This window comes from Pseudoduganella sp. UC29_71, from assembly GCF_042693265.1.
Classification (GTDB): domain Bacteria; phylum Pseudomonadota; class Gammaproteobacteria; order Burkholderiales; family Burkholderiaceae_D; genus Rugamonas.
The window spans coordinates 4612508-4630390 of sequence record NZ_CP170549.1; the positions used below are offsets into that span (position 1 = coordinate 4612508).

Here is a 17883-nt window from a genome sequence, read left to right on the forward strand (position 1 = left end):
CTCGCTGCAACTGTAAGCGTCCGCAATAATAGCGAGGTTTACCGAAAACTAATATCGAAAAAAAATTAAGTTCGCCGAATTTAATTCAGTTGCAAGACCAACGTTTCCAAGAAATCAGACGTTAGTTGTATTTTTTGCGCCATCTTTTGGACCTTCCAGGCCTTTCGGCAGGGGGAAAGTCACCGCTTCCTGCACGCCGTCCAGCGCGCGCACGCTCTTCGCGCCCAGCTCTTTCAGGCGGTCGATCACGGCCTGCACCAGCACCTCCGGCGCCGACGCGCCGGCCGTCACACCCACGCGCAGCTTGCCTTCCAGCCAGGCCGGGTCGATCTGGGAGGCGTTGTCGATCATATAAGCCGGCGTCCCCTTCTTCTCCGCCACTTCGCGCAGGCGGTTGGAATTGGAGCTGTTCGGGCTGCCCACCACGATCACCACTTCCACTTGCGGCGCCATGAATTTCACGGCTTCCTGGCGGTTGGTGGTGGCGTAGCAGATGTCGCCCTTTTTCGGCTCGATAATGTTGGGATATTTTTGTTTCAGCGCTTCGATAATGTCGGCAGTGTCGTCAACCGACAACGTTGTTTGCGAAACATACGCCAGCGCGTCCGGATTGGCCACGTTCAGCTTGGCCACGTCGGCCACGGTTTCCACCAGGTGCATGCCCTCGTCGGTCTGGCCCATGGTGCCCTCCACTTCCGGGTGGCCGTCGTGGCCTATCATGACGATCTCGCAGCCCTGCTTGCGCATCTTGGCCACTTCCACGTGCACCTTGGTCACCAGCGGGCAGGTGGCGTCGAAAATGCTGAAGCCGCGCGCGTCCGCTTCGGCGCGCACCGCCCGGGACACGCCATGCGCCGAGAACACCAGCGTCTGGCCGGCCGGCACGTCGGCCAGGTCTTCGATGAAGATGGCGCCCTTGCTGCGCAGGTCTTCCACCACGTAGGCGTTGTGCACGATTTCGTGGCGTACATAGATGGGTGCGCCGAACTGCTGCAGCGCGCGCTCGACGATTTCAATGGCGCGGTCGACGCCGGCGCAGAAGCCGCGCGGCTGCGCCAGCAGGATTTCTTTGTCCATTCTTCTTCCTTTACAGCACGGAAATCAGGTTCACTTCGAATTTCACCGGCTGGCCGGCCAGCGGGTGATTGAAGTCGAACAGCGCCTCGGTTTCGCCCAGCTCGCGCAGCACGCCGGCGAAACGGCCGCCGCCCGGCGCGGCGAAGTCCACCAGGTCGCCCACTTTATAGTCGGCGCCCGGCACCGAATTGGCGTCCAGCGTGGCGCGCGACACGGGGCGCACCAGTTCCGGGTTGCGCGGGCCGAAGCCGACGCCCGGTTCCAGGTCGAACGTCTTGTGCGTGCCTTCAGGCAAGCCCAGCAGCAACTCTTCCAGCACCGGCGCCAGCTGGCCCTGGCCCAGCATCAGCGTAGCGGGCGTGCCGTTGAACGTGGTGACGATATCGGTGCCGTCCATGGTGGCGAGGCGGTAATGCAGCGTAAGGTAGGCCGATGCGGTGACGACAGGAGGTTGTGCGTTGGACATGATAGGCAGAAAACTTGAAAACGCTATTGTAAGCCACTCTCAGCGACTACGCGGCATGCGGGTCTGCGCGCCGCAGCGTGATATTCTGCGTGGTCCGCGCTTTTTCCCTTGAATATATGAATATAGTCCTGAACGGCTACCTCTGGTGCGCCCTGGCCTCGCTGGCCAGCGCCGGCGCCACTTTCCTGATCAAACTGTCGCACGGCACCGGCGACGGCTGGACCATCACGCGCCTGGCCTACCTGGGCGCCGCCTGCACGGTATACGGCCTGGGCTTCGTGTGCTACACCATCACCCTGCAAAAACTGCCGATGACATTGGCCTATCCGCTGATGACGGCCATCACCATGGCGACCGTGCTGCTGATCGGCTACGCCGTGCTGGGAGAGGCCATGACGGCCACCCGCATGGTGGGTATGGTCCTGGTGGCAGCTGGCGCGTTCGCGCTGGCGCGCTGAAAAACTTCGCCCTTGCTTGCGCGCGCACAAACACCGCCGCTAACAATCTGACAACAATACTGGACCAGGCCGGGGCGGTCCCGGCGTAGCGAGGTCCAGCATGGGAATTGCCGATTGGCCAGAGCACCAGCGCCCGCGCGAGCGCCTGATACGCGAGGGCGCCACCGCCCTGTCCGACGCCGAGCTGCTGGCGGTGTTCCTGCGCGTGGGCGTGCGCGGCAAGAATGCGGTGGAACTGGCGCGCGACATGGTGCTGCATTTCGGTTCCCTGCAGGCGCTATTTGCCGCCACCCTGCACGACTTTTCCGCCATTCCGGGCCTGGGTTCGGCCAAGTTCGCGCAACTGCAGGCCGTGCTGGAGCTGGCCAAGCGCGCCATCGGCGAGCAATTGCAGGCCGGGCAGACGCTCAGCTCGCCCGCCGCCGTCAAACAATACCTGCGCCTGGCGCTGGGCTCGCAGCCCTACGAATCCTTCCATGTGCTGTTCCTGGACGTGAAAAACCGCCTGATCGACGCGCGCGAACTGTTTCGCGGCACCTTGTCGCACACCAGCGTCTATCCGCGAGAGGTGGTGCGCGAGGCGCTGGCGCGCAACGCCGCCAGCGTGATGCTGGCGCATAACCACCCGTCCGGCACGCCCGAACCCAGCGAGTCCGACCTGGTGCTCACGCGCGCGCTGGTGCAGGCTTTGGCGCTGGTGGACGTGCGCATCCTCGACCATTTCGTCGTCGCCGGCCACCAGGTGCACTCCTTCGCCGAGCATGGCCAGCTCTGAAAACCACAGCGCCTCATAGCGGTTTACCTATGAAAAACAAGGGTTTGGCGGTGGATTTTACAATTGTTAAATTTGCGAGACGAACCGAGACACAATTGTTTTTCGCAAGTCGTTGAAAAAGCTCAGTTTTTTCTATATACTCTTGTTTTTTCCAATTGTGGAATCTATTCAAGGAGTGCGCCATGGCACGTGTTTGCCAAGTCACTGGGAAGAAGCCGATGGTCGGCAACAATGTTTCCCATGCAAACAACAAAACTAAACGTCGTTTCCTGCCTAACCTGCAGAACCGTCGTATCTTTGTTGAATCTGAAAATCGCTGGGTCTCCCTGCGTCTGTCCAACGCCGGTCTGCGCGTAATCGACAAGGTCGGCATCGACGCCGTCCTGGCCGACATGCGTGCCCGCGGCGAAAAAGTCTAATAGGGAGTAACTATCATGGCAAAAACTGGCCGCGACAAAATCAAGCTGGAATCGACCGCAGGTACCGGTCACTTCTACACCACCGACAAGAACAAGCGCACCATGCCTACCAAAATGGAGATCATGAAGTTCGATCCTAAGGCACGCAAGCACGTTCTGTACAAAGAAACCAAGATCAAGTAATCGATCCTTGTTTCAATGAAAAAAGCCGCTCACTGAGCGGCTTTTTTTATTGCTTGGCCGGCAGGCTGATAAACGGCACGGCGGCGCCCGCCATCGTTGCCGGCAATTTACCATCCCATTTCTCGATAGCCTTGGCTTGATTCTCCGTTTCACGCAAACGCAATAACTCCGGCGTCACTTGCTGGCGTTGCAGCGACAGGGATTCCGCTTCCGCCTTGGCGCGCGCGATTTTCTGCTGCGCCTCCACTTCAATCCGCTGCAAATCCCGTTCCGCTTTCATCTTCAATTGCTCGGCCGTGGTTTTAGCCTCGATCGCCTCGTCAAAGGTTTTGCTGAAATTAAAGCTGACGATGGAGAATTCATCGATCACCAATCCATGCCGCGCCATGCGTTCACGCAAAGCGTCGACAATATCGTTGCGCACGATGGCGCGTTTCGATATTAATTCCTCAGCGGTATAACGCGCGGTAACGGCTTTCACCGCTTCATGCACGGCCGGCACGATAATCCGCTCGCCGGGCTGGTTACCCAGGTCGCGATATACCGTCACTGCCGCATCGGGGCGCACATGGTAATTAATGACGACCTTGGTTTTAACCGTCTGCAAATCCTTGGACGCGGCATCGCCCTCCCCTTCTCCTTTTTCAATTGCCACGCCCACCAGATGCATGGTTTGCGCCAGCGGCCAGCGGAAATGAATACCCTCGTCAAAAACCTCGTTGGACGGTTTGCCGAAGGTGGTTAATACGCCGCGATGCCCAGCCGGAACGATGGCGAATGGCGTCAGTACGAACAGGACCACGATGCCCGCCAGCGCGAGACCCAGCTTGCCCAGGATGTTGCTCTTCATCGATTTCGCTCCAGTTTCAAAAAATACAACCAGCTCATACTAGCAGATCCCCGCCAGCAGGCAAGCCGCCCAAGCCCGGTTTAAGCATGAACGCGCCAGTAATTGGCATGAATCAAGGGCAGGCGCAGGCGAGAGCAAGAACGAGGGCGAAAAAAAACGGCCCGAAAGGGCCGTCTTGTTTGGGAGCAGCTGAATTATGCGTAGCTGCGCAGGCGGAGCGAGAAGTCCTGCAGGGATTTAATCCCGGATGCTTCGGCGCGGTTGCACCAGTCCTGCAGCTTATGCAGCAGTTGGTCGCGGGTGAAATGCGAACGCTCCCAGATCATGCCCAATTCCACGCGCATATTGTGCATGGTTTCCAGCGCTTTGCTGTGCTCAAACAATTCCACCAGTTGCTGCTTTTGCGGCGCTTCCAGCTTGGCCGGTTCGCGCGTCATCAATTTACGCGACGATTTCAGAAATCGCGCTTCCAGCTGTGCTTTATCCTTCAGGTGTTCCAGCTCTTCTTTCCAGGCGCTCTTGATCGATTTGGCATATTTGGCCATCACGTCATAACGGTTGGCGATAACCGATTGCAGCGTATCCAGGTCGGCTTCCATTTTGCCATGCTGGAATTTCGGCGCAGGCGCCACTTTCTTTACTTTGGCCAGGCCCAGGGTTTCCAGTGTGCGGATATAGAACCAGCCGATATCGACTTCATACCATTTCGACGACAGCTTGGCCGAGGTGGCAAAAGTGTGGTGGTTATTATGTAGTTCTTCGCCGCCGATAATAATCCCGAAAGGGATAATATTGGTGGCTGCGTCGGCGCAATCGTAATTGCGGTAGCCCCAGTAATGGCCTATGCCGTTGATAATGCCGGCGGCAGTGACTGGAATCCACATCATTTGCACCGCCCACACGGTGGCGCCAATAACGCCAAACAGGGCCAGGTTAATCGCGGCCATCAGCACCACACCCATCCAGCTGTATTTGGTGTACAGGTTTTTTTCGATCCAGTCGCTTGGCGTGCCATGGCCGTATTTCTCCATGGTTTCCATGTTCTTGGATTCGGCGCGATACAGCTCGGCGCCTTCCCAGAATACTTTCTTGATACCGCGCGTGACCGGGCTGTGCGGGTCCTCTTCGGTGTCGCACTTGGCGTGGTGCTTGCGGTGGATGGCTGCCCATTCCTTGGTCACCTGGCCGGTGGTCAGCCACAGCCAGAAGCGGAAGAAGTGGCTAGGGATGCCGTGCAGCTCCAGCGCGCGGTGCGCCTGGTGGCGGTGCAGATAGATGGTGACGCTGGCGATGGTGATGTGGGTGACGATCATCGTGTAGGCAAAAACTTGCCAGCCCGATGCGCCGGTGATGCCGTTGCTGAGGAATTCGAGAACTGCTTGTAAACTAAAATTCATTACTGCTCCAGAGAGGTGTCCCATGCGCCGGCGCGGCCCGTTTTCGCCCGCCGGAATAACTATTGTTGGGCGTCATTGTACGCTGAAACGCCCCTCTGTTGAGCAGCCACACGCTCGTAAGTGTCTATTTTTTAAGCGTTTCTGTATCTTCCGGTAAGCTTACTGGACCGATAATGCGCATCTCCCGTTGCGGGAATGGCACGGAAATTTTATGTTCTTGCAAGGCTTTCCAGATCGCGCGGTTGACGTCAGAAGTCACCCCGCCCCGGCCATTCTCGGGGTCGATAATCCACCAGCCCACCTGCAAATCGAGTCCGTCGGCGCCGAAATTGACCAGCGAGGCCGACGGCGGCTTTTCCTTCGAAACGCGCTCGACCGTCAGCGCGGACTCTTCCAGCAGGCGCAGCGCGAAGTCCACGTCGGTGTCGTACGCAACCGACACTTTCGTGCTCAGCCACAAGTTCTTGTTCGACAGCGACGAGTTCTGCACTGCGCCCGACACCAGCATCTCGTTCGGCACGATGGATTCCACGCCGTCCAGCCCCTGCAGTACCGTATAGCGGGTATTGATCTGGGTCACACGGCCGCTGTACTTGTCCACCGTGATCATGTCGCCTATGGTCAGGCTGCGGTCCAGCAGGATGACGAAGCCGGACACATAGTTGCTGGCGATCTTCTGCAAGCCCAAGCCCAGGCCCACGCCCAGTGCGCCGCCGAACACCGACAGCACGGTCAGGTCGATGCCCACCATGGACAGGCTGCCCAGCACCGCCACCACGATCAGGATGGCGCGGCCGGTGCGCGCCAGCACCACGCGCAGGTTGGAATGCACGGTCTGCAAGCCCATCAGGCGCTCTTCCAGCGCCGCGCCGGCCCACAACGCCAGCATCAGCAGCACCACCACCGAAATGGCCGCCTGCAGGATGTCGGCGATGGACACCTTGTGCTTGCCCAGCGGCAGCACGGTATGGTCCAGGTAGAAGAACACGTCGTCCCACAGCCCGGTGATGTACATGGCCACGCCGGCCCACACCAGCAGCTGGAAGATTTTCTCGAACGTCAGCATGGTGGCGCCGATTTCGCCGCCGCGCCGGGCAAACACGCGCCGCAGCAGGAAGAACACGAAGCGGATCGCCGCCAGCGAGCCGAAGATGGGCAGCGCCACCTTCAGCAAGTGCACTTTCTGGTAGCGCGCCAGCACCAGCTGCGCCACGAAGATCAGGCAGGTGATGGCCAGCGGGCCGATCACGCGGCTGAAGCTTTCCATGCCGAAGCGCGCCATGCCGGTGGCAGGTTCGCGTGCCGCCACACGCTTGCGCAGCAGGCCGGACACCACATAGCCCAGCACGATGGCCAGCATCAGCGCGCCCACCTGCCACATCAGGCCGGGGTCGCGCAGGTCGGTGATCAAATCGGTAATCAGGTTCTTCAGGGGTTCTTGCTTCATCGTTCTCACGGGGTAGATGGAAAAAGGGCCAGCTCAGCGGCCGGCCCCATGTTACTTAGTCTGCGCTGTCGGCGTCGCCGCCCTCTTCCGCGTCGCGCTCGGGCTTGGCCTTTTTCGGCATCGGCTTGCGCTCGAACACGGCGGCGAAGAAGCCGTCGGTTTGGTGCTTGTGCGGCAGCAACTTCAGGTAGTCGCCCATCTCCAGCGCGATCTTCTGCTCGGCCAGCACTTTGCTCATCGGCACCAGCTCGAAGTCCGGGTGCTTGGCCAGGAAGTCGGCCGCCACGTCGTCGTTCTCTTCGTTCAGGAAGGAGCAGGTGGCGTACACCAGGCGGCCGCCGCCCTTGACCAGGCGCGCGGCGCCGGCCAGGATGGCGATCTGCTTGTCGTGCATTTCGCCGATCGCGCTTTCAGCCTGGCGCCACTTGACGTCCGGGTTGCGGCGCAAGGTGCCCATGCCCGAGCAAGGCGCATCGACCAGCACGCGGTCGATCTTCCCGGCCAGGCGCTTGATCTTGGCGTCGCGCTCGTGCGCGATCTGCACCGGATGCACGTTCGACAGGCCGGAGCGCGCCAGGCGCGGCTTCAGCTTGGCCAGGCGCTTCTCGGACACGTCGAACGCATACAGGCGGCCGGTGTTGCGCATCAGCGCGCCCAGCGCCAGCGTCTTGCCGCCGGCGCCGGCGCAGAAATCCACCACCATCTCGCCGCGCTTGGCGCCCAGGATCTGGGCCAGCACCTGGCTGCCCTCGTCCTGCACCTCGATGGCGCCGCTCTTGAACAGCGGCAGGTTCTGCAGCTGCGGCTTCTTGTGCACGCGCAGGCCCAGCGGCGCGAACGGGGTCGGATCGGCGGCGATCGGCGCTTGCGCCAGTTCGGCGATCACCTCGTCGCGGCCGGTCTTCATGCTGTTGACGCGCAGGTCCAGCGGCGCCGGGGTGTTCAGCGCGTCGGCCAGCTGCAGCGCCTCTTCCTCGCCGAACTGGGCCACCAGCTTCTCGAACAGCCATTTCGGCATATTGGAGCGCATGGACTTGTGCATCAGCTTGCGGTCGATCTGCATCACGCGCGCTATCCATTCCAGCTCTTCCGGCGTGACGCCGCCCAGCGCGTCCGCGCCCACGGCGTCGGCCAGGCCCAGCAGGGTCAAACGGCGCATGGTGGCGCCGCTACCCGCCTCCGACTGGTCGGTGAAGAAGGCGCGGTTGCGCAGCACGGCGTACACGCCTTCGGCGATGGCGCCGCGTTCACGGCCGCCGAGGCGCGGATGGTCTTTGAAATAGCGCGACAGCGTGGTGTCGGCGGGGGCGGTAAAGCGCAAAATCTCGCGCAGCACTTCTTCGGTGCTGGCGAGTATCGCTGGTGGCAATCTCATGGAATTCCTTGGTTAATTACTTGTTGTGGTCAACGATGACCTTGCCGTCCGCAATCGTCAGCCGGTCTTCAACAAACCAGCGGATGGCGCGCGGATACAGCTTGTGTTCCTCCGCCAGCAGGCGCGCGGCCAGCGTGGCGGGCGTGTCGTCGGGCAGCACCGGCACCGTGGCCTGGTCCACCATCGGGCCGTGATCGAGTTCGGCGGTAACGAAATGCACCGTCGCGCCGTGTTCCTTCATGCCGGCCGCCAACGCCTGCTCGTGCGTGTGCAGTCCGGGGAACAGCGGCAGCAGCGAGGGGTGGATGTTCAGCATGCGGCCTTCATAGTGGGCCGTAAACGCCGGGGTCAGGATGCGCATGAAGCCGGCCAGCACCACCAGGTCCGGCTGGAAGCCGTCGATGACTTCCCGCAGCGCAGCGTCGAAGGCCTCGCGGGTCGGGAATTCCTTGTTGGCGACCACGGCGGTCGGGATGCCGTGCTCGTCGGCAAAAGCCAGGCCGAGCGCGTCGGGACGGTTGCTGATGACAGCCGCGATACGGGCCGGCCATTGCTCGGCTTGCGCGGCGCGGACCACGGCTTCCATATTGCTGCCGCGTCCAGAAATGAGGATGACGATGTTTTTCATAGCCCGCTATTATACCTGCGCGGCGGGGCGGGTCTTTATTCGAAGGAATAGAAGACGCGGAACGGCACTTTCTTCTCGGCCCAGAAATCGGCCGCGTCGCGGAACACGTCCAGCAGGCACTCGCGCGCCTCGCGGTCGAATTTCTGCCGGTTCGGCAGCTGTTCCAGCACGATCAAAAAACCGGTCTGCTCGCCGGCCTTTGCGAAGGTATCGGTCAGGGTGACGCGCAGCGCCTCGAAATTCTTGCCGCAAGGCTTAGGGAAAAGGAAAGACTCCGCAATGATGCCGAGCACTTGCTGCTTGGTCAGGCCGGCATTGCAATGCGCGTATAAAAAGTGCTGCCCCAGGCGGGCTGCCTCGTCTTGCAGATCGGTGACACGAAATGCACGAATGGACTGGACAAGGTTGGGCGGCACAGTTATCAACAAACTCATTTTTCCCTCAAATCGACCTGTTAATGTACGGTCTGCTTTTCGCTATAGTCTCTATAGTGGTACCTATACATGGAGGCCACGGGCGGGTCATTGCGCCGGCGGCGAGTCGCGTTTCTCTATGTCAATCTGATCCCATACGGTTGTTAGGGTAACGTGTTGTATCCTGCGAATCAACACGTAAGTGATATGTAACGCAAGTTTTGTAAGAAATAGAACATTTCATCGGGTTTGGTGGGGCTGTTACAATTTGTTGCCATGAGAACTGTTTTGGCGGGAACGGCAGGATTACCATAGTATGCAGCCATCCCTCATGCCTAGCGGATTGCATACCCTGACCATCTAACACCAAGAAGAGGTATCAAATGAATATGTCGTCCAAACTGATGCTGTCGGCCCTGTGCCTGGGCGCGCTGCCGCTCGCGCAAGCCACGGAATTCGAAGATTACGGCCGCGTGGTGCGCGTGCAGCCGCAGGTTGAGCAAGTCAACCATCCACGCCAGGAATGCCGCACCGAGTACGTGCAAGTGCAGCAGCCGGCGCAGCGCAGCGCGGGCGGCTCCATTGTGGGCGGCATCGCCGGCGCGCTGCTGGGCAGCCAGGTCGGCAGCGGCAACGGCCGCACCGCCGCCGCTGCGGCGGGCGCGATTGCCGGCGCCGTGGTCGGCGACCGCGTGGACAACCAGAACGCCCAGCCGGGCGGTGTGACGGAGCAGGCGGTCAAGCAATGCCGCACCGTGGACCACTGGGAATCGCGCACCAACGGCTACGAAGTGACCTACGACTACCGCGGCCGCAACTACACCAGCATCATGTCCTTCGACCCGGGCCAGCGCGTGCGCCTGCGCGTGTCGGTCGAACCGATGCAAAACTAAGCCGCCACCAAGCCGCACCTGGAAATGGGGTCAGGGTTAGTTTTCCGCTGTGCGGAAAACTAACCCTGACCCCATTTTTGTACCTTGCCTTGCGGTAAGCAGGCGCGGGATAATAGACGCTCATCTCCAGGCCCCTTTCCATGCTCATCAAACGTAAATCCATCGAAAAAGAAGAATCCTCGCGCCCGGCCACGGCGGCGGCGGCGCCGAAAGCGGCGCGCAAGCCGAAATACGCGCCGGTCACGCTGTCGGAACAGGATGGGGTGCGCTATCTGCACTTCGGCACCGAGTGGGTGCAGGGCGCCATGCGCATCCGCAAGCCGGACTGGCCGGAACTGGAGTACGCTCAGCAGATGATGGCCTGGATGCTGTGGATCGAACAGCCGCGCCGCATCGCCCAGCTGGGCCTGGGCACGGCGGCGCTGACCAAGTTTTGCTACAAGCAGTTTGCGCAGGCGGACGTCACGGCGATCGAACTGAATCCCTCGGTGATCGCAATTTGCGAGTCGATGTTCAAGCTGCCGCAGAACGACGAGCGCCTGCACGTGCTGGAAATGGACGCGCTCGATTTCGTCAACGACAAGGCCAACCACGGCGCGCTCGACGCGCTGCAGGTGGACCTGTACGACGCTACCGCGCGCGGCCCGGTGCTCGATACGCCGGAGTTCTACCAGGCCTGCAACGCCTGCCTGGCGGACGACGGCATCATGACGGTCAACCTGTTCGGCGACCACCCGAGCTACGCCAAGAACATCAAGGCCATGAAGTTCGCCTTTGACCAGGTAATCTGCCTGCCGCAGGTACATGACGGCAACGTGGTGGCGATCGCCTTCAGGCGCGCCCGCCCGATCGACCTGGAGGCGCTCAAGCTGCGCGCCGCGCAGATCGTCGCCGACACCAAGCTGCCGGCCAAGTCCTGGGTCAAGGGCATCCAGCAAGCGCTGCAAAAATAGCGGGAGACCCCAGCCAGATGAAAGCACTAGACCTGCAACAAATCTTCACCTGGCTGCTGGCCGATGGCCTGGTCGAGAAGGCCAACGTCAAGGCCGCCTACGCCCAGGCCCAGGGCATCCTCAAGAACACCGTCGGCTCCATGCATCCGCTGTGCGCGGTGGCGCACTGCAAGCTGCTGTCGGCGCAGCCGCCGCACAAGCTGCTCACGCTGGACATGCTGACCGAATGGCTGGCCGGCCACGCCAAGCTGCCCTTCTACCGCATCGATCCGCTGAAGATCGACTTCACCAAGGTGGCCGACGTGATGTCGGCCAACTACGCGGCGCGCTTCAATATCCTGCCGGTGGAAATGAGCATGGACACGCTGGTGGTGGCCACCGCCGATCCGTACGCGCACGAGTGGGAAGCGGAGATCGCCAAGGTCTCGCGCCGCGTGGTGCGCCGCGTGATCTCCAATCCGCTCGACATCGCGCAGTACACCTCGCAGTTCTTCGCGCTGGCCAAGTCCATCAAGAAGGCCAACAAGTCCAACGGCCAGGACCTGGCGCTGCGCAACAACTTCGAGCAGCTGGTGGAGCTGGGCAAGAGCAACCGCCAGGTGGACGCCAACGACCAGCACGTGATCAACATCGTGGACTGGCTGTGGCAGTACGCCTTCGAGCAGCGCGCCTCGGACATCCACCTGGAGCCCAAGCGCGACCTGGGCACGATACGCTTCCGCATCGACGGCGTGCTGCACCAGGTGTACCAGGTGCCGGCCGTGGTGATGATCGCCATGACGGCGCGCATCAAGCTGCTGGGCCGCATGGACGTGATCGAGAAGCGCCGCCCGCAGGACGGCCGCATCAAGACCCGCACCGCCGGCGGCCAGGAGATCGAGCTGCGCCTGTCCACCCTGCCCACCGCCTTCGGCGAAAAGCTGGTGATGCGCATCTTCGACCCCGAAGTGGTGGTGAAAACCCTGCCCGAGCTGGGCTTCCCCGAGGACGACGCGGCGCGCTGGGATGCGCTCACCAAGCGCCCACACGGCATCATCCTGGTCACCGGCCCCACCGGCTCGGGCAAGACCACCACCCTGTACACCACCCTGAAGGCGCTGGCCACCTCGGAGGTGAACGTGTGCACCGTGGAAGACCCGATCGAGATGGTGGAGCCGGCCTTCAACCAGATGCAGGTGCAGCCGGGCATCGACCTGTCCTTCGCCGACGGCGTGCGGGCGCTGATGCGGCAGGACCCGGACATCATCATGGTGGGCGAGATCCGCGACCTGGCCACGGCCGAAATGGCGATCCAGGCCGCGCTGACCGGCCACCTGGTGCTGTCCACGCTGCACACCAACGACGCGCCGTCGGCCGTGATGCGGCTGCTGGAGCTGGGCGTGCCGCACTACCTGCTGGAGGCGACGCTGATCGGCATCATGGCGCAGCGCCTGGTGCGCACCTTGTGCCCGGACTGCAAATCGCCCGACGGCCACATCGCCGACGACGTGTGGCAAGGCATAGGCGGCGCCTGGGACTTGCCCAAGCCCGAGCGCATCTACCGCCCGGTGGGCTGCCCCGAGTGCCGCCAGACCGGCTACCGGGGCCGCACCGGCATCTACGAGCTGCTGACGGTGACCGAAGCGTTCAGCGCCCAGGTGCAGGAGGAGACCGATATCACGGCGCTGCGCCGCCAGAGCATCGCCGACGGCATGAAGCCGCTGCGCATCGCCGGCGCCTACAAGATCGCCGAGGGCGCCACCAGCGCCGAGGAGGTGCTGAAGGTGACGTCCGCGCTGGCCTGACAAAAACGCCAAAAAACCTTTGCAAGCCGGCATTGAGCTGTATATAATACGGCCTCTTTCGGGTCGTTAGCTCAGCTGGTAGAGCAGCGGACTTTTAATCCGTTGGTCGCAGGTTCGAATCCCGCACGGCCTACCACGAATTCAGCAGTAGCAAATCAGGGTTAGTGAGCGCAAGCTTGCTAACCCTTTTTTGCGTCCATTGGCAAATTCTTGCCAAACAAGAAATATTCATCGATATTCCCGCATATTCATCTTCTCATTCCAGGCTGAATCCCGAAGAATAGGGCCATGCCATACCAAAAAAGGAAAGTAATCGATGAATTTCGGCGAGAAGCTCAAGCAGATCAGAACGGACAAGAATCTCACCCAGCCGCAACTGTCAGCGGCGATCGGCATCGAGCAGTCCTACCTGTCCAAGCTGGAAAACGGCAAGTCGCAGCCGTCCGCCGACATGTTCAGCGCCATCGTCAAGGCGCTGGACCTGGCGCCGGCCGAGTTCCTGAGCGGTATCGACAACAAGGTGCTGCGCACTTCGCTGCGCCATATTCCCGAAGTGAGCCAGTTCCTGGACGGCAGCGTGACGCGGCGCGTGCACGACGCCAGGACATGGCTGTTCGCCGCCGCAGCCGGCTGCGCGCTGGGCTTCGCGCTGATGCTTGCGGCAAACGACGGCATCTTCTCGCCCAACAACCAGTACAAATACGTGTCCAAAGGCGTCATTTTGCCTAATGAATCGGACACCGTGTTCGAGCAGTTCAGGGAGATCCAGAACCTGAAGCTGGCTGCCGGCACCGTCAGCGCCGCCGAGCACGCCCGCGCGCTGGCCGAGTTCGAAGCTGCGCGGGTCAGGATGGCGACTGCCGAATTCTGGGGCGACCGGGGCAGCGTGTATTTCGAGGCCGCCGGCAACGGACGGCGCAAGTTCGAACTGGCCGGCGTGCGCCATGTGCGCTCGCCGGCCAACAAGGTGTTGCAGTACCTGGGCGCGCTGTTCGCGTTCTGCGGCGTGCTGGCCTTCGTGGCCGAGTGGCGTTTGCGCAGAACAAACGCAGCAATCGAAAGAGACATCAATACATAACCGTAAAGGAGACCGCAGTGTCGCAACTCAGAACGTTCCTGGCAGGCGCAAGCACCATGGCCAGCGCGCTGGCCGCCGTATTCATGCTGACCGGCGCCAAGGAACCGCCCCGCCACGAGCACTTCGACGAAATCACCGTCGGCAGGATCAACATCGTCGAACCGGACGGCACCAAGCGCCTGGTCATCTCCAACAAGGCGCAGTTCCCGGGCGACTTCACGCAGGGCAAGGAAGGCGCCCGGCCGGACCGCAGCAGCTTTGCCGGCATGCTGTTCATCAACGAAGAAGGCACGGAGAATGGCGGCCTGATCCAGAAAGGCAGCATCACCGCCGACGGCAAAATCTCGTCCGGCCTGTCGCTCACCTTTGACCGCTTCCGCCAGGACCAGGCCCTGCAATTGCTGAACATCGACAGCGCGGCCCACCAGCAGACCGTCATCAAGATCAACGACGTGCCCAACTTCAAAGTCACCTCGATGGAAGAGGTGCGGCGCTTCGGCGAGGAAGCGAGGAAGCTGCCGGCGGCCGAACGGCAGGCCTACTGGCAGAAGCTGTCCGAGCAGGGCCGCCTGAGCAACAACCGCATCTGGCTGGGCAACACCGGCGAGAAAGCGTCATCGCTGCAGCTGAAAGATGCCCAGGGCCGCGTGCGCATGATGCTGCTGGTGAGCGCCGAGGGCAAGGCGGAAATCCAGATGCTGGACGAGACAGGCAAGGTCAGCAAGACCATTTCGCCGACCTCGAAGGAATAGCGTCAGCGGCGGCGCATCAAGGAGCAACCGCCGGCGGCGAGGCGGTAGTCTTGCCGACATGAAAACTGCCGTCGAATTGCGGCGTGGAGGCATCCAGCACCACGCTGCCGGCCGGCAGCAACGGCCCCTGGTTGATGGTCCAGTTCCTCGCGCCGCACGCCGCCGCGGACGGACCGGTGCATACCCAGGCACTGCCGCCGTCCGTGACCACCGTCAGCGACAGCGGCTTTAAATCGGCCAGCCGATAGGTCATCGATTCAAACTCCGGATTGAAACGGTTGCCGCGCGTGCGGGTCGCGTGCAGTCCGCCGGTCAGCACGACGAAGGCGCTGCCGCTGTGGCGCGCCACCGCCGCGCGCAACTGCTGCGCCATGACGGCCTCCCGCGCCGCCCCGCCGCTGCCACTGTCATACGCCACCACCTCCATATCCATGCCTGCGGCGCGCATCGCGCGGACCGATTGCAGCAAGCGCAGCATTGCCGCGCTGGAACGCCCATCCTGAAAAGCGCGCCGCCAGAACGGTCCTGCCAGCAGCGCAGCCGTCTGCTCCGGTGAACCGGCGCTGCCGATGTATGCGTCCAGCCGCGCCTGTTCATCAGCCGGCATTTCCAACGCCAGCTTGACCGGCTTGCCGCCCGCGGCCACCGCGCACAGATAGCGCGCCAGAAAGACGGGCACTTCCTCGGTGCCATGCACTTCGCCCAGCACTACCAGCGGCGCGCCCAGCAAGGGCGTGGGCAACGCCTCCGCCACGCAGGCTTGCTGCGCCGCCGCAGGGAGCGACACGGCCAGCGACAGCACCACAGCCAAGTCGATCCTCATAGGCTTCCTTTGTGAAAGTTACTGTATAGACATTAAAATTGCATTATAGACACTTCGGCATTAGAATGATTTTCTTGCAATCATCACAGTAACCAGGAAAGATTTAATGATGCTTAAGACCGTAAAGTCCCGCCTCGCTTGCGTGCTGCTGGCATCCGCCGGCCTGCTGTCCAGCGCCGCAGCCACCCCCATCCTTACCGGCTGGACCCAGGTAGGCCGCTCCGACAGCGGCATTTTCAAGGGCCAGTGCGATTTGAACCTGTCGGGAAGCTGCAGCTACAGCAACGGCGCCGACTTCTGGAAAGCGCTGCCCGGCGCCACCGAAATCCTGTTCATCACGGGAGACCGCCAGACCTGGGGGCTGGCCTCCTACGAACAGATTTTCGGCCTGGTCCAAGCCCAGGGGCGCAATTTCAATCCCAATCTGCCGTGGCTTAACGCCGGGCGGGACGGCGTGGACCTGGGCAGCGCGATCGTCGGCAACGTGCTCTCGCGCGGCGCCGGCAACCCGGAAGACCCGTGGATCACGCTGCAAGGCGTCCATTGCGCGCTCGATTGCAAGGAAATCCTGTGGGGTGAAGCCGGCTACGGCGCGCCGGCCAAGCACGGTTTCCTCAGCACCAATCACGGCGGCATGGACGTGTACGCGCGCGTGGCGGGCGCCAGCGCGGTGCCTGAACCGGGCACGGCGGCGATCCTTGGTGGCGGCCTGCTCGCGCTGGCGTTCGTGCGCCGCCGCCGGGTCTGATTCCATCGCCTAGCGCCGCTCCGGCGGAATGGCGGCCAGCTGCGCGGTGAACGCCGCGTGCGCCGCCGGGTCCACCGGACGGTACTTGGGCTCGGTGCGCGCAGGGTCATTGCCCAGGTAGTTGTTGTTCTTCCAGTTGCGCGCCGGCCGCACCGGGCGCTTCTCGAAGCCGCCGCCGCAGTTGGGGCAGACATTGGCCAGCACACTCTCCACGCAGTCGGCGCAGAACGTGCATTCGTAGGTACAGATGCGCGCATCGAGCGCTTCCGGCGGCAGGTCTTTGTTGCAGTGTTCGCACGTCGGCCTCAGTTCCAGCATGGCTACTCCCGTTGGTGAATGTCCGGCCAGTGTAGCCGTGCTAGACTTGGCGCGCATGACATCCAACGTTGAAAAACCGCCAAAACCGATCTCGGTCAAGGTGCTGGTCTTCCCCGATTTCCTGCTGCTGGACGCCACCGGCCCGGCCCAGGTCTTCTCCACCGCGAATGACGAATGCCGCGACGCCGGCCGCGCGCCTGCCTATGACATGGAACTGGTGTCGCTGCACGGCGGGCCGGTCGCTTCCTGCTCCGGCGTGGCCGTCATGACTGCCCCGCTGCCCTCCCCCGCCGCACTGCAAGGCGCCACCCTGATCGTGGCCGGGGGACGCGGCGTGCGCGCCGCGCTGGCCGAACCTGGCTTGCTGGACTGGCTCAGGCGCGCGGCCAGTGTAACGCAGCGCTGCGCCTCGGTCTGCACCGGCGCCTTCCTGCTGGCCGAAGCGGGCTTGCTGGCCGGCCGCCGCGCCGTCACACACTGGCAGGACGTGGACAGCCTGCGCCGCGAATACCCGGCGGTGCAGGTGCAGGACGACGCGATCTATATCAAGGACGGCGCGGTGTACACCTCGGCCGGCATCACGGCTGGCATCGACCTGTGCCTGGGCCTGGTGGAAGAAGATCTGGGGCATGCCGCCGCCATCGGCGCCGCGAAGCGGCTGGTGGTGTACCACAAGCGGCCCGGCGGGCAGCGCCAGTTCAGCACGGAGCTGCTGGCACAAGCCGGCGGCGGCCTGGCGCAGCGCCTGACGCAATGGCTGCAGCCACGCGCGGCGGAGGACATCGATATGGAACGGATGGCGGAGGCCATGGCGCTGTCGGCGCGCAGCCTGCACCGCCGGCTGCGCGAGGAGACCGGCGCCTCGCCGGCGCAGCTGCTGGCGCGAGTGCGGATGGAAGCCGCTTGCCGGCTGCTGGAATCGGCCGGCTGCAGCGTCAAGCAGGTGGCGCGGCTGTCCGGTTTCGGCACCGAATACAACCTGCGCCGCGCGTTCGCAAAACAGCTGGGCGTGCTGCCCAGCGAGTACCGCGAACGGTTCGGCTGAT

General features: G+C 62.5%; 21 protein-coding genes and 1 tRNA gene. 12 read left to right on the top strand and 10 right to left on the bottom strand.

The features are described from left to right. Positions 1-114 precede the first annotated feature (114 nt). Together ispH and ACFJI2_RS20505 are read right to left on the bottom strand one after the other, a co-directional pair. Positions 115-1077: a 4-hydroxy-3-methylbut-2-enyl diphosphate reductase gene (gene ispH / locus ACFJI2_RS20500; RefSeq protein WP_377701642.1), complete on the bottom strand. Its 963-nt coding sequence runs from the start codon at positions 1075-1077 to the stop codon at positions 115-117. Positions 1078-1087: 10 nt separating this feature from the next. Further along, on the bottom strand, positions 1088-1543 hold the full coding sequence (locus ACFJI2_RS20505) for a peptidylprolyl isomerase (protein ID WP_377701643.1): 456 nt from the start codon (positions 1541-1543) through the stop codon (positions 1088-1090). Between the two features lie 116 nt (positions 1544-1659). On the opposite strand from ACFJI2_RS20505, the gene ACFJI2_RS20510 reads away from it, so the two are divergent. From ACFJI2_RS20510 to rpmG, 4 genes are all read left to right on the top strand, one after another. After that, a complete protein-coding gene (locus tag ACFJI2_RS20510; RefSeq protein ID WP_107980919.1) occupies positions 1660-2001 on the top strand; it encodes an SMR family transporter in 342 nt (113 codons plus the stop codon). Between the two features lie 100 nt (positions 2002-2101). After that, positions 2102-2776 carry a DNA repair protein RadC gene (gene radC / locus ACFJI2_RS20515; RefSeq protein WP_377701644.1) on the top strand — a complete coding sequence of 225 codons (675 nt, stop codon included), beginning with the start codon at positions 2102-2104 and terminating at the stop codon, positions 2774-2776. 182 nt (positions 2777-2958) lie between these two features. Next, entirely contained in the window at positions 2959-3195 is a 237-nt protein-coding gene (gene rpmB, locus ACFJI2_RS20520) for a 50S ribosomal protein L28 (RefSeq protein WP_008451488.1), read from the top strand. Between the two features lie 15 nt (positions 3196-3210). Next, positions 3211-3378 carry a 50S ribosomal protein L33 gene (gene rpmG / locus ACFJI2_RS20525; protein WP_056393804.1) on the top strand — a complete coding sequence of 56 codons (168 nt, stop codon included), beginning with the start codon at positions 3211-3213 and terminating at the stop codon, positions 3376-3378. 46 nt (positions 3379-3424) lie between these two features. On the opposite strand, the gene ACFJI2_RS20530 is transcribed toward rpmG, so the two are convergent. From ACFJI2_RS20530 to ACFJI2_RS20555, 6 genes are all read right to left on the bottom strand, one after another. Further along, the gene (locus ACFJI2_RS20530) at positions 3425-4228 is read right to left on the bottom strand and encodes a prohibitin family protein (protein ID WP_377701646.1); all 804 of its coding nucleotides are present in this window, start codon (positions 4226-4228) and stop codon (positions 3425-3427) included. Between the two features lie 194 nt (positions 4229-4422). Further along, positions 4423-5625: a fatty acid desaturase gene (locus ACFJI2_RS20535; protein ID WP_377701647.1), complete on the bottom strand. Its 1203-nt coding sequence runs from the start codon at positions 5623-5625 to the stop codon at positions 4423-4425. A 124-nt stretch (positions 5626-5749) separates the two neighbouring features. After that, positions 5750-7072 (bottom strand): mechanosensitive ion channel domain-containing protein, encoded by a 1323-nt coding sequence (locus ACFJI2_RS20540; RefSeq protein WP_107872857.1) that lies wholly within the window; start codon positions 7070-7072, stop codon positions 5750-5752. Between the two features lie 55 nt (positions 7073-7127). Continuing rightward, entirely contained in the window at positions 7128-8447 is a 1320-nt protein-coding gene (locus tag ACFJI2_RS20545) for an RsmB/NOP family class I SAM-dependent RNA methyltransferase (protein WP_107980921.1), read from the bottom strand. Positions 8448-8463: 16 nt separating this feature from the next. Further along, positions 8464-9075, bottom strand: a complete 612-nt coding sequence (gene purN, locus ACFJI2_RS20550) for a phosphoribosylglycinamide formyltransferase (protein WP_107872861.1) — start codon at positions 9073-9075, stop codon at positions 8464-8466. Between the two features lie 35 nt (positions 9076-9110). After that, positions 9111-9509, bottom strand: a complete 399-nt coding sequence (locus tag ACFJI2_RS20555) for a barstar family protein (protein WP_107872863.1) — start codon at positions 9507-9509, stop codon at positions 9111-9113. Positions 9510-9871: 362 nt separating this feature from the next. Between ACFJI2_RS20555 and ACFJI2_RS20560 the strand changes: the two genes are divergently transcribed. The 6 genes from ACFJI2_RS20560 (at position 9872) to ACFJI2_RS20585 (ending at position 14948) form a co-directional block, all read left to right on the top strand. Then, on the top strand, positions 9872-10381 hold the full coding sequence (locus tag ACFJI2_RS20560) for a glycine zipper 2TM domain-containing protein (protein ID WP_107872865.1): 510 nt from the start codon (positions 9872-9874) through the stop codon (positions 10379-10381). A gap of 140 nt (positions 10382-10521) precedes the next feature. After that, entirely contained in the window at positions 10522-11334 is an 813-nt protein-coding gene (locus tag ACFJI2_RS20565) for a spermidine synthase (protein ID WP_377701648.1), read from the top strand. A gap of 17 nt (positions 11335-11351) precedes the next feature. Then, the gene (locus ACFJI2_RS20570) at positions 11352-13118 is read left to right on the top strand and encodes a GspE/PulE family protein (protein WP_107980923.1); all 1767 of its coding nucleotides are present in this window, start codon (positions 11352-11354) and stop codon (positions 13116-13118) included. Positions 13119-13178: 60 nt separating this feature from the next. After that, positions 13179-13254 (top strand) — tRNA-Lys (locus ACFJI2_RS20575). A gap of 180 nt (positions 13255-13434) precedes the next feature. Next, a complete protein-coding gene (locus tag ACFJI2_RS20580; RefSeq protein ID WP_377701649.1) occupies positions 13435-14196 on the top strand; it encodes a helix-turn-helix domain-containing protein in 762 nt (253 codons plus the stop codon). 17 nt (positions 14197-14213) lie between these two features. Beyond that, positions 14214-14948 (top strand): hypothetical protein, encoded by a 735-nt coding sequence (locus ACFJI2_RS20585; RefSeq protein ID WP_377701650.1) that lies wholly within the window; start codon positions 14214-14216, stop codon positions 14946-14948. A 16-nt stretch (positions 14949-14964) separates the two neighbouring features. On the opposite strand, the gene ACFJI2_RS20590 is transcribed toward ACFJI2_RS20585, so the two are convergent. Then, positions 14965-15771, bottom strand: a complete 807-nt coding sequence (locus tag ACFJI2_RS20590; RefSeq protein WP_377701651.1) for a hypothetical protein — start codon at positions 15769-15771, stop codon at positions 14965-14967. A gap of 106 nt (positions 15772-15877) precedes the next feature. Between ACFJI2_RS20590 and ACFJI2_RS20595 the strand changes: the two genes are divergently transcribed. After that, positions 15878-16519, top strand: coding sequence for a PEP-CTERM sorting domain-containing protein (locus ACFJI2_RS20595; protein WP_377701652.1), 642 nt, complete (start codon positions 15878-15880; stop codon positions 16517-16519). A gap of 9 nt (positions 16520-16528) precedes the next feature. Here ACFJI2_RS20595 and ACFJI2_RS20600 read toward each other — a convergent pair whose 3' ends face one another. Beyond that, the gene (locus ACFJI2_RS20600) at positions 16529-16837 is read right to left on the bottom strand and encodes a DUF1272 domain-containing protein (RefSeq protein ID WP_377701653.1); all 309 of its coding nucleotides are present in this window, start codon (positions 16835-16837) and stop codon (positions 16529-16531) included. Between the two features lie 55 nt (positions 16838-16892). Between ACFJI2_RS20600 and ACFJI2_RS20605 the strand changes: the two genes are divergently transcribed. Continuing rightward, positions 16893-17882: a GlxA family transcriptional regulator gene (locus ACFJI2_RS20605; protein ID WP_377701654.1), complete on the top strand. Its 990-nt coding sequence runs from the start codon at positions 16893-16895 to the stop codon at positions 17880-17882. Position 17883 lies beyond the last annotated feature (1 nt).

Excerpts from the sequence above, each read along its gene's own strand:
- purN (WP_107872861.1), bottom strand. The coding sequence starts at position 9,075 with ATGAAAAACATCGTCATCCTCATTTCTGGACGCGGCAGCAATATGGAA.
- ACFJI2_RS20555 (WP_107872863.1), bottom strand. The coding sequence starts at position 9,509 with ATGAGTTTGTTGATAACTGTGCCGCCCAACCTTGTCCAGTCCATTCGT.
- ispH (WP_377701642.1), bottom strand. The coding sequence starts at position 1,077 with ATGGACAAAGAAATCCTGCTGGCGCAGCCGCGCGGCTTCTGCGCCGGC.
- ACFJI2_RS20560 (WP_107872865.1), top strand. The coding sequence starts at position 9,872 with ATGAATATGTCGTCCAAACTGATGCTGTCGGCCCTGTGCCTGGGCGCG.
- ACFJI2_RS20545 (WP_107980921.1), bottom strand. The coding sequence starts at position 8,447 with ATGAGATTGCCACCAGCGATACTCGCCAGCACCGAAGAAGTGCTGCGC.
- rpmB (WP_008451488.1), top strand. The coding sequence starts at position 2,959 with ATGGCACGTGTTTGCCAAGTCACTGGGAAGAAGCCGATGGTCGGCAAC.
- ACFJI2_RS20595 (WP_377701652.1), top strand. The coding sequence starts at position 15,878 with ATGATGCTTAAGACCGTAAAGTCCCGCCTCGCTTGCGTGCTGCTGGCA.
- ACFJI2_RS20580 (WP_377701649.1), top strand. The coding sequence starts at position 13,435 with ATGAATTTCGGCGAGAAGCTCAAGCAGATCAGAACGGACAAGAATCTC.
- ACFJI2_RS20605 (WP_377701654.1), top strand. The coding sequence starts at position 16,893 with ATGACATCCAACGTTGAAAAACCGCCAAAACCGATCTCGGTCAAGGTG.
- ACFJI2_RS20590 (WP_377701651.1), bottom strand. The coding sequence starts at position 15,771 with ATGAGGATCGACTTGGCTGTGGTGCTGTCGCTGGCCGTGTCGCTCCCT.
- ACFJI2_RS20570 (WP_107980923.1), top strand. The coding sequence starts at position 11,352 with ATGAAAGCACTAGACCTGCAACAAATCTTCACCTGGCTGCTGGCCGAT.
- ACFJI2_RS20505 (WP_377701643.1), bottom strand. The coding sequence starts at position 1,543 with ATGTCCAACGCACAACCTCCTGTCGTCACCGCATCGGCCTACCTTACG.
- rpmG (WP_056393804.1), top strand. The coding sequence starts at position 3,211 with ATGGCAAAAACTGGCCGCGACAAAATCAAGCTGGAATCGACCGCAGGT.
- ACFJI2_RS20600 (WP_377701653.1), bottom strand. The coding sequence starts at position 16,837 with ATGCTGGAACTGAGGCCGACGTGCGAACACTGCAACAAAGACCTGCCG.
- ACFJI2_RS20540 (WP_107872857.1), bottom strand. The coding sequence starts at position 7,072 with ATGAAGCAAGAACCCCTGAAGAACCTGATTACCGATTTGATCACCGAC.
- radC (WP_377701644.1), top strand. The coding sequence starts at position 2,102 with ATGGGAATTGCCGATTGGCCAGAGCACCAGCGCCCGCGCGAGCGCCTG.
- ACFJI2_RS20535 (WP_377701647.1), bottom strand. The coding sequence starts at position 5,625 with ATGAATTTTAGTTTACAAGCAGTTCTCGAATTCCTCAGCAACGGCATC.
- ACFJI2_RS20510 (WP_107980919.1), top strand. The coding sequence starts at position 1,660 with ATGAATATAGTCCTGAACGGCTACCTCTGGTGCGCCCTGGCCTCGCTG.
- ACFJI2_RS20530 (WP_377701646.1), bottom strand. The coding sequence starts at position 4,228 with ATGAAGAGCAACATCCTGGGCAAGCTGGGTCTCGCGCTGGCGGGCATC.
- ACFJI2_RS20565 (WP_377701648.1), top strand. The coding sequence starts at position 10,522 with ATGCTCATCAAACGTAAATCCATCGAAAAAGAAGAATCCTCGCGCCCG.